Origin of the sequence: Nonomuraea cypriaca, from assembly GCF_015645445.1 — a bacterium.
GTDB classification, from domain to species: domain Bacteria; phylum Actinomycetota; class Actinomycetes; order Streptosporangiales; family Streptosporangiaceae; genus Nonomuraea; species Nonomuraea cypriaca.
In genome coordinates this window covers 26,112-34,804 of sequence record NZ_JADOGI010000109.1, presented here as the reverse complement: position 1 = coordinate 34,804, position 8,693 = coordinate 26,112, and the positions used below count along the sequence as shown (strand labels likewise).

Genomic DNA, 8,693 nt, shown 5'->3' with positions numbered 1-8,693 from the left:
GTGGTGGGGGAGGAGGTGTCCCGTGGGTACCAGCAGGCGTAGCGGTGGCCGTCATGGAAGAGGGGTGGCGCCTCGCGCGCGCATCGCTCCTGCGCGTAAGGGCACCGCGGCTGGAACGCGCACCCCCCTGGCAGATCCACCAGGTCGGGCGGCCGCCCGGGGATGACCCGCAGCCGATGGTGTACGGGATCCGTCAGGCGAGGCGCCGCCTGCAGCAGAGCCTCCGTGTACGGCATCCGCGCCCGCGCGAACACCTCACCGGCGGGCCCCTGCTCCACCACCTTCCCGGCGTACATGACGATCACCTCGTCGGCCCACCGGGCCACCACGGAGAGGTCGTGGCTGACGAGGACCACAGCCATGTCCCGTTCCTCCCGCAACCGGTGCAGCAGCCGCAGCACCTGGTCCTGGATGGTCACGTCGAGCGCGGTCGTGGGCTCGTCGGCGAACAGCACGTCGGGCCCGCACGACAACGCCATCGCGATCGTCACCCGCTGCCGCATCCCGCCCGACAACTGGTGCGGGTACCGGCGCAGCATGCGTACGGGATCGGGGATGCCGACCGAGGCCAGCAGGCGCACGGCCTCGGCCCGCGCCTGCCTGCGCCCCATCCCGAGGTGCACCCGCAACGGCTCCATCACCTGCGTGCCGATCGTCCTGACCGGGTTCAGGGCGGTCATCGGGTCCTGGAACACGGTGCCGAGGCGCGGCCCCAGGATGGAGCGCATCTCCGCGGGGGTGTAGGTGGTCAGGTCCTCACCCGAGAGGTAGACGTTGCCGCCACGGACCGAGGTGCCGGGGAGCAGGCCCAGGATGGATCGGATGAGCATGGACTTGCCGGACCCCGACTCGCCGACGATGGCCAGCGTCTTGCCGCGTTCGAGGGTGAAGGAGACCCCGTCGACGGCCTTGACCACGCCGCGCGGCGTGACGAAGTGCGTACGCAGGTCCTCGACCTGGAGGAGGGAGTCGCCGACCTGGTGCGGCTCGGCGGGCAGGGAGGCGGCGGCCGCCTGGCGTATCGGCTCCAGGCCGCTCTCGCGCACGTCCGTCAGGGACCGCAGCCGATCGCCGACCAGATTGAACGACAGCACCGTCAGGAACATCACCAGCGAAGGCGCCAGCACCACGTGCGGCGCGGTCTCCATGAGCGTGCGGCCCTCGTTGATCAGCCCGCCCCAGGTGGGCGTGGGGGCCTGGACGGACAGGCCGAGGAAGGCGAGGCTGCCCTCGGCGACCACGACCACGGCCATCCCGATGAACGCGTACGACGCCGCGGGCACGGCCACGTTCGGCACGATCTCCCGCCACAGGATCCGCCGGTCGCGGGTGCCGAGGACGCGCGCGGCCAGCACGAACTCGCGTTCCGCGTAGGTGAGGGTGGCGCCGCGGATGAGCCGGACCCAGGCGGGCACGCCGAGCACGCCGAGGACGATCAGCACGTTGCGCAGGCTCGCCCCGGCGAAGGCGACCACGGCCAGCGCGAAGACCAGCGCGGGGAACGCCAGCGCGACGTCGTTGACCGCCATGATGACCGCGTCCGCCGCCCGGCGCCGGTATCCGGCGAGGATGCCGAGCGGCGCGCCGATGCCGAGGCCGAGCAGCACGGCGCCGATGCCCACGCCCATCGAGACGCGGGCCCCGTGGACGACCCGGCTGAGCACGTCGCGGCCGAGGCCGTCGGTGCCGAAGGGGTGCGCGGCGCTCGGCCCGGACTGGGGCGGGCCCACCAGCGTCTCGTCGTAGCGGGCGATGGGCAGCACGTCGGCCAGGAGCGCGGCCAGGAGCACCAGCCCGATCCAGCCGGCCGCGAGCCAGAAGGCGAGCCCCAGACGCCTATGCACGACGGATCCTCGGGTCGACGGCGGCGTAGACGAGATCCACCACGAAGTTGACCACCACGTAGCCGACGGAGATCAGCACAACGCCTCCCTGCACCGTCAGGTAGTCGCGGGAAAAGATGGAGTCGACGATGAGCCGCCCGATGCCGGGCAGGCCGAAGAGGGTTTCGATGATCACCGCGCCGCCGATGAGCGCGCCCAGGTTGAGGCCGATGGCCGTGATCAGGCTGATGGTGGACGGCCGGAGCGCGTGCCGCCACAGGATGCGGCGCGGCGACAGCCCGCGGGCGCGCGCCAGCGTGATGTAGTCCTCCTGGAGGGTGGCGATCAGGTCGGTACGCAGCAGCCGCGCGTACACCGCGAGCTGCCCGCAGCCGAGCGTGACCGCGGGCAGGATCACGGAGGTGAGGTTCCAGCCCAGGTCGAGCGAGATGGGCGTCCAGCCGGTCGCGGGCACGACCTGCCAGGTGACCGCGAAGATGAGGATCAGCAGCACGCCGAGCACGAAGACCGGCGTGGACAGCAGCGCGAAGCTGAGCGTGGTCAGCGCCTGGTCCAGGGCGCGGCCGGCGCGGCGGGCGGCGGCCACGCCGAGCGGGATCGCCAGGCCGAGCGCGATGATCTGCGCGGCGATCACCAGCTCCAGGGTGACGGGCAGCCGCTCGGCCAGTTCGGTCGCGACGGACATCCGGGTGATGTAGGACTCGCCGAAGTCGCCGGTGGCGAGCCCGCCGAGCCAGTCGAGGTAGCGCACGATGAGGGGCTGGTCCAGCCCCAGCTGCTGGCGGAGCTGCGCGCGTGACTCCTCGGTCGCCGACATGCCCAGGATCTGCGTGACCGGGTCGCCGGGCAACAGGTTGAGCAGGGCGTACGACAGGAAGGTCACCACGAGCAGCACCACCACGAGCCGGACCAGCCGACGGGCGATGATCATCTTTCGCTGACCCAGATCTGCACGAACGGGTGGTACGGGATCGGCGCGCCGGTCAGTGGCCGTCCCTTCTGGCCGTCGGGCAGCGTGTTCTGGCCGATGCCGCGCACCTTGGTCTTGGCGATGACGGCTCCGGTGTTCAGGTGGTCGATGAACAGGACCGGCATCTGGTCGCGCAGCCGCTGCTGCACGGTGGCGTACGCCTTCTTGCGCAAAGCCTCGTCCGGGGTGACCCGCCCGGCGTCCAGGGCGTCGCTGAGCTGCTTGTCCTTGATCCTGGTGGCGTTGAGTGAGATCTCGCCGATGGGCCGGACGAACGCCTGGTGCCAGCCGTTGTACTCACCGTCGGGGTCGGCGGAGGAGTACGACGTCCAGACGGTGGCGCCGAAGTCCCCGGTGAGCGCCCGGTTGATCAGGTCGGCCTGGTCGGCCTGCCTGATGGTCACCTCGATGCCGGCCTTGCGCCACATGTCCTGGCACAGCTCGACGAGCTGCATGGTGTTGGGGTCAGGGGTGGAGATCGCCTCGAAGCGGATGGGGCCCTTGGCCGCCTCCACCTCCTGGACGAGGGCGGTGGCCTTGGCCACGTCGAACTCCGGGTAGCCGCCCGCGACGTACCACTCGGAGTCCTTCGACCACGGCCCGTCGGCCGGCTCGGTGAGGCCGCCGCGCAGGGTCTTGATGATGGTCTCGCGGTCCAGCGCGTGCGCGAGCGCCCTGCGGACCCGGATGTCGTCGAGTGGGGGAGCGGCGGTGTTGAGCAGGAACACGTACTCGGCCACCGACATGCCCTGCGCCCGGTACACGGCGTAGGCGTCCTGCTGGGCGCCGTACTTGGTCACGTCCTCGTCGCGGTTGGTGCCCATCGCGTCGATGGCGCCGGATTCGAGGGTCTGGGCCCGGGTCTGGCTGTCGGGGAGGATACGGAACTCGATCTCGTCAAGATACGGCAGGCCCTGCCGCCAGTACTTCGGGTTGCGGGTGACGACCATGCGGCTGTCCGGCACGTACTCCTTGAAGATGAACGGTCCGGTGCCCACCGGCTTGGAGCTGGCCGCCTTGAGGTCGGTCAGCGAGGACGGCGGGATGATCATGCCGGGTTGTAGGGACAGGTGGTAGGGGAAGGCGACCCAGGGCTGGTTGAGCTTGACCGTCACGGTCATCGGGTCGGTCAGCTCGATCGAGGTCACCGGCGCGAGCGCCACCGCGTGGAGCGGTGAGGCCTTGTGCGCCTCCAGGTTGCTCTTGACGATCTCACCGGTCAGTGAGGTGCCGTCGGAGAAGGAGATGCCCGACCTGACCTTGATTGCCCACTCGTCGTACTTCTCATTAGGGGTGACCGATTCGGCGAGGTACGGCTGCCAATCGCCGTTGGCGTCCACGCTCACCAGCGGTTCGATGATCGGGGTTGTCATGCTGTAGCTCTGCACCGCGAACTGGTCGGTGACCGGATTGAACCCGTTTCCGTCGGCGCTGAGCCCGTAGACCAGGCGCCCGCCCTGGACGGGGCTCGACGCGTCCCCCGGCGCGCCGCCCTCGGGAGTGGCGACAGGGCGCTGGCCGCTGCACGCCAACATCACCGCCGAGACCAGCACCAGCGTGACCGGCAATCTCCAGCGTTTCATTCACGCCTCCTCCCGGATCGTCCCCCCGAGAGCAATTTCACCGATAGTACTATCGGTGAAATTACGCACAAGTCCCCCGAGGCAATCGTTACTGGGAGGCAGCACATGACGAGCACGCCGCTCACCAGGAGCGAGGCGAAGGACTTGACCAGGCGCAAGCTCATCCGCGCGGCGCTGGCGATCCTCGACGAGGAGGGCGAGGCCGGGCTGACCACCGTCCGGGTCGCCAAGGCCGCCGGCATCGCGCAGTCGAGCTTCTACGTGCACTTCAAGGACCGCCAGGCGCTGCTGCGCGTGCTGGCGGAAGAGGGCGGCGAGCGGCTGCGCCGGTCGATGCGCGAGGCACGGCGCAAGGCCCGCGAGGCGCCCGACGACCTCGAACGCCACCGCGACACGTTCCGGATCCCCCTGGAGGCGATCTGCCGCCACCCCGAGCTGCTGCGCATCCAGCTCCGCGCCCGGCACGACCCGTCGTCCTCGCTGCGCGGGTTCGCCAGGGAGACGGCGGCGGCCTACCGCGAGCACCACGCCGCCGACCTGGCGGCACTCGGCTACACGGCCGACAACGAGCATGACAGGCGCCGCCTGGAGATGATCGCCGACGGCATCAACGCGGCCACCAACGCCCTGGCGATGGGCCACCTGGAGGGCCGCTACCCCGACCTGGACGAGGCCGCCGACATCCTGGTGGCCCTGTCGCGCGGCGCGCTGCGGCTCCTACGATCCACCAAGCCGGGCGGGCCGGCGCACCCGGGTGAAGGCGAGTAGGCGGGGGCGTCAGGCGCAGGCGTCGATCAGGGCGTCGAACAGCAGGCGCAGCCGGGTCGTCTCGCGGTCGGGGAGGTACAGCGCGAAGATGCTGCGGCTGACGTTCGGCCAGGCGACGTCGGCCACGACGACGTCCTCGCGGCAGCCGCGCAGCGCCAGCTCGGGAAGGAGCGCCGCGCCCAGGGACGCGCCGACCATCGCCAGCGTCGCGCTGAAGTCGTCGGAGTGGCCGACCACGCGCGGGTGCAGGTTCCAGCGGGTGAACACCTCGTCCATGACGGCGGCGTCGCTGCTGGCCGGATGGTGCATGATCCACGGCAGGTCCATGAGCTGCTCCACGTCGCACGGCGTGAGGCTGGGCCAGGCCCTGGGCAGCACGACCTTGAAGGCGTCCTCGGCGATCCACTGCCGGTGCACCGAGGGCGGCCAGGACAGGCCGGAGTTCCCCACCTGGTAGACGATCGCCGCGTCCAGTTCCCCGCCGACGCCGAGGCTGGGGATGAGCTGCGACGGCTCGGCCACCGACACCTTGAACCCCGCGCGCTCCTCCGGCTCCATCGCTCGCAGCAGGCCGGGGAGCACGTTCAGGCCGAAGCTCGGGAACACGCCGAGCCGGATCTCCTGCCCGGTGTTCCTGTGCGCCTGCTCCACGGCGGCGACCAGCCGGTCCATGTCGGCCAGGACGATCGCGGCGTGCCGCGCCATCACCTCGGCCGCGCTGGTCGGCAGCACCCTGCGGGCCGACCGGTGGAACAGGCGCACCCCGGTCTGCCGCTCCAGGGCGGCCATCTGCTGGGAGACCGCGGAGGCGGTGTACCCGAGCCGGTTGGCGGCCGCGGCGAAGGATCCGCGCTGGATCACCTCGGTCAGCGTCCTCAGGTGTTCCGGCTTGAGCATAAGCGTTCCTTCACCTCAGAAGTATGAAATGTCGCATATGACAGGCTTCAGACTGTAGTGCGGCGGTTCTACAGTGTTGCCACCGTCGATCGAGAGGCCGGTATGACGATTCGCATCTTCAGGAACGCCAGGATCCACACCGGTGACCCGGAGCGCCCGCGGGCCGAGGCGCTGGCCGTGGACGGCGAGGAGATAGTCGCTGCCGGCACCGAGGCGGAGGTAGGCGCCGCGATCGGCGCCGGCGCCGAGCTGGTGGACCTGGCCGGCGAAGCCGTCATCCCGGGTCTCTACGACGCCCACATCCACACCGGCAAGTACGCGCGCGAACGCAGCCAGGTGGACCTGCGCCTGGCCCGCTCGCTGGAGGAGGCGCTGGCCGCGATCGCCGAGCACGCCGTACGGCTCTCGCCCGGCGCCTGGCTCTTCGGCGGCCGGTGGAACAGCAACGTGTGGGAGCGCCCGGTGCAGCCGGACCGGCACGCGCTCGACTCGGTGTGCCCCGACCGGCCCGCCGCGCTGCCGAGTGTGGACGGCCACACCGTGTGGGCCAACTCCCAGGCGCTGCGGATGATCGGCGTCGACCGCACCACCCCCGACCCGGTGGGCGGCCAGATCGTCAGGGACGAGGACGGCGAGCCGACCGGCATCCTACGCGAGTCCGCCTCCTACCCGCTGCGCGCGTTGATGACCGCGGGCGACCTGGTGGACGAGTTGCGCGCCGCCCACGAGGAACTGCTGGCGCTCGGCCTGACCAGCGTGCACGACATCGACGACGAGGACTGCCGCGCCGCTTACCTTCGGCTGCACGACGCGGGCGAGCTGAAGCTGCGGGTGCACAAGGCGATCCCGGCCGAGCACCTGGAGGCCGCAGTCGAGGAGGGACGCCGCACCGGGGCGGGCGACGACTGGTTCCGCACCGGCCCGGTGAAGCTGTACAGCGACGGGGCGCTCGGCTCGCACAGCTGCCACATGATCGAGGGGTTCGCCGGCGACGAGGGCAACCACGGCATCGCCGTCACGCCGTACGACGACCTGGTGAAGCTGGTCCGCACCGCCGGGGCCGCCGGGATCGCGGTGGCCACGCACGCCATCGGCGACCAGGCAGGCAGGCTGGTCATAGACGCCTACGAGGAGGCCGGCCGGCCCGCCGGGCTGAGGTACCGCATCGAGCACGCGCAGCACCTGCGCAGGGCGGACATCACCAGGATGGCCAGGCTCGGCATCGTCGCGTCCATGCAGCCGGTCCACTGCACCACAGACATGGACCTGGTGTCGGCCCTGCTCGCCGGGCAGGACCTCGCCTCCTACGCCTGGCGCACGATGCTGAACGCCGGCGTGCCGCTGGCCTTCGGGTCCGACGCGCCGGTCGAACACCCCAACCCGTTCGCCGCGCTGCACGCCGCGGTGACCCGTACCAGGGCGGACGGCACGCCGCCCGGCGGCTGGCAGCCCGAGCAGCGGCTCAGCGTCGGCGAGGCGCTGCTCGCGCACACCCTCGGCTCCGCGTACGCGGCCGGGGAGGAGGGCCGCAAGGGCGTGCTCGCCCCCGGACGGCTCGCCGACCTCATCGCCGTGGACACCGACCCCTTCACCGCGAATGCCGACTCCATCCCCCACACCAAGGTCCTGACCACCGTCGTCGGTGGCGAGATCCGCTGGCAACGATCCTGAAAGGAGCGCTCCACCTTGAAGATCCGGATCGTCATCCCCCTGCTTCTCGCCTCCCTCGCCGGCACGGCGTGCGGCGCGCAGTCGCTCACCGCAGACCCGTCCCACGCGGGGGAGAGCGCCCAGCCTGCCGTGCTCGACCAGGCGCCCGCCGACGACAAGGCCGCCACGGTGATCAACGCGATCAAGCCCGACCCCGCGCTGACCGCCAGGCTGCCCGCCGACATCAGGTCCGGCGGCCTGAAGATGACCAGCTCGCTCGGCTACCCGCCGATGAACATGATCGGCTCGGACGGGAAGACCGCGACCGGGCTCGACCCGTCGCTCGGCCGGGCCATCGCCAGGAAACTCGGCGTCAAGCTGGCCATCACCGACGAGGAGTTCAACTCCCAGATCCCCGGCATCATCACCGGCCGGTACGACATCCTCATGTCGTCGGTCTCGGACACCCCGGAACGGCGGACGAAGGTCACCTTCGTCGACTACGTCAACGCGGGCGCCGGGATGCTGGTCGCGAAGGGCAACCCCGAAGGCATCAAGACCCCCGCCGACCTGTGCGGAAAGACGGTCTCCGTGGTCGACAACGGCTCGTCGCTCGCGCTGGCCGAGGACACCCACGCCGCATGCGAGAAGAACGGCGAGAAGGGACTCGACATCCTCAAGTTCGCCGGCGACCAGGAGGCGCTGCTCCAGGTCAGCAATGGGCGCGCGCAGGCCAACATCACCGACTACGTGGTCGCCGCCTACAAGGCCGCCGACCCGAAGACGCAGGTGGAGGCGCTGGCCATCGACGGCACCGAGGCGCTGTGGGGCATCGCGCTGCACCCGGACGGCAAGGAGTTGATCGAGGCCGTCCGCGACGCGCTGAACGCGCTCATCCAGAGCGGCGAGTACGGCAAGATCCTCGCGGCGTGGGATCTGGAGAAGCTGGCGATCGAGTCCGCGCTCATCAACGGGAAGTAG

At 70.7% G+C, this 8,693-nt stretch carries 7 protein-coding genes; 3 read left to right on the top strand and 4 right to left on the bottom strand.

Annotated features, from left to right (window positions below; genetic code table 11):
- From ITP53_RS56280 to ITP53_RS30840, 3 genes are all read right to left on the bottom strand, one after another.
- Positions 1-1,844, bottom strand: a 1,844-nt coding sequence (locus ITP53_RS56280) for a dipeptide/oligopeptide/nickel ABC transporter permease/ATP-binding protein (protein ID WP_195898973.1), incomplete at its 3' end; no start/stop codon positions are given.
- Complete coding sequence (locus tag ITP53_RS30845; RefSeq protein ID WP_195898972.1) at positions 1,837-2,775, bottom strand: ABC transporter permease; 939 nt, start codon at positions 2,773-2,775, stop codon at positions 1,837-1,839. The genes ITP53_RS30845 and ITP53_RS56280, both read right to left, overlap by 8 nt.
- Positions 2,772-4,397 (bottom strand): ABC transporter substrate-binding protein, encoded by a 1,626-nt coding sequence (locus ITP53_RS30840; protein WP_195898971.1) that lies wholly within the window; start codon positions 4,395-4,397, stop codon positions 2,772-2,774. Before ITP53_RS30840 ends, ITP53_RS30845 begins: the two co-directional genes overlap by 4 nt.
- A 105-nt stretch (positions 4,398-4,502) precedes the next feature.
- On the opposite strand from ITP53_RS30840, the gene ITP53_RS30835 reads away from it, so the two are divergent.
- Positions 4,503-5,165, top strand: a complete 663-nt coding sequence (locus tag ITP53_RS30835; protein WP_195898970.1) for a TetR family transcriptional regulator — start codon at positions 4,503-4,505, stop codon at positions 5,163-5,165.
- 9 nt (positions 5,166-5,174) lie between these two features.
- On the opposite strand, the gene ITP53_RS30830 is transcribed toward ITP53_RS30835, so the two are convergent.
- Positions 5,175-6,062 carry a LysR family transcriptional regulator gene (locus tag ITP53_RS30830; RefSeq protein ID WP_195898969.1) on the bottom strand — a complete coding sequence of 296 codons (888 nt, stop codon included), beginning with the start codon at positions 6,060-6,062 and terminating at the stop codon, positions 5,175-5,177.
- Positions 6,063-6,164: 102 nt separating this feature from the next.
- Between ITP53_RS30830 and ITP53_RS30825 the strand changes: the two genes are divergently transcribed.
- Both ITP53_RS30825 and ITP53_RS30820 read left to right on the top strand, forming a co-directional pair.
- A complete protein-coding gene (locus tag ITP53_RS30825) occupies positions 6,165-7,733 on the top strand; it encodes an amidohydrolase (RefSeq protein WP_195898968.1) in 1,569 nt (522 codons plus the stop codon).
- A gap of 15 nt (positions 7,734-7,748) precedes the next feature.
- Complete coding sequence (locus ITP53_RS30820; protein ID WP_195898967.1) at positions 7,749-8,693, top strand: ABC transporter substrate-binding protein; 945 nt, start codon at positions 7,749-7,751, stop codon at positions 8,691-8,693.

Bases quoted from the DNA above. Each gene is read 5' to 3' on its own strand.
- ITP53_RS30825 (WP_195898968.1), top strand. From the start codon at position 6,165: ATGACGATTCGCATCTTCAGGAACGCCAGGATCCACACCGGTGACCCG.
- ITP53_RS30840 (WP_195898971.1), bottom strand. From the start codon at position 4,397: ATGAAACGCTGGAGATTGCCGGTCACGCTGGTGCTGGTCTCGGCGGTG.
- ITP53_RS30830 (WP_195898969.1), bottom strand. From the start codon at position 6,062: ATGCTCAAGCCGGAACACCTGAGGACGCTGACCGAGGTGATCCAGCGC.
- ITP53_RS30835 (WP_195898970.1), top strand. From the start codon at position 4,503: ATGACGAGCACGCCGCTCACCAGGAGCGAGGCGAAGGACTTGACCAGG.
- ITP53_RS30845 (WP_195898972.1), bottom strand. From the start codon at position 2,775: ATGATCATCGCCCGTCGGCTGGTCCGGCTCGTGGTGGTGCTGCTCGTG.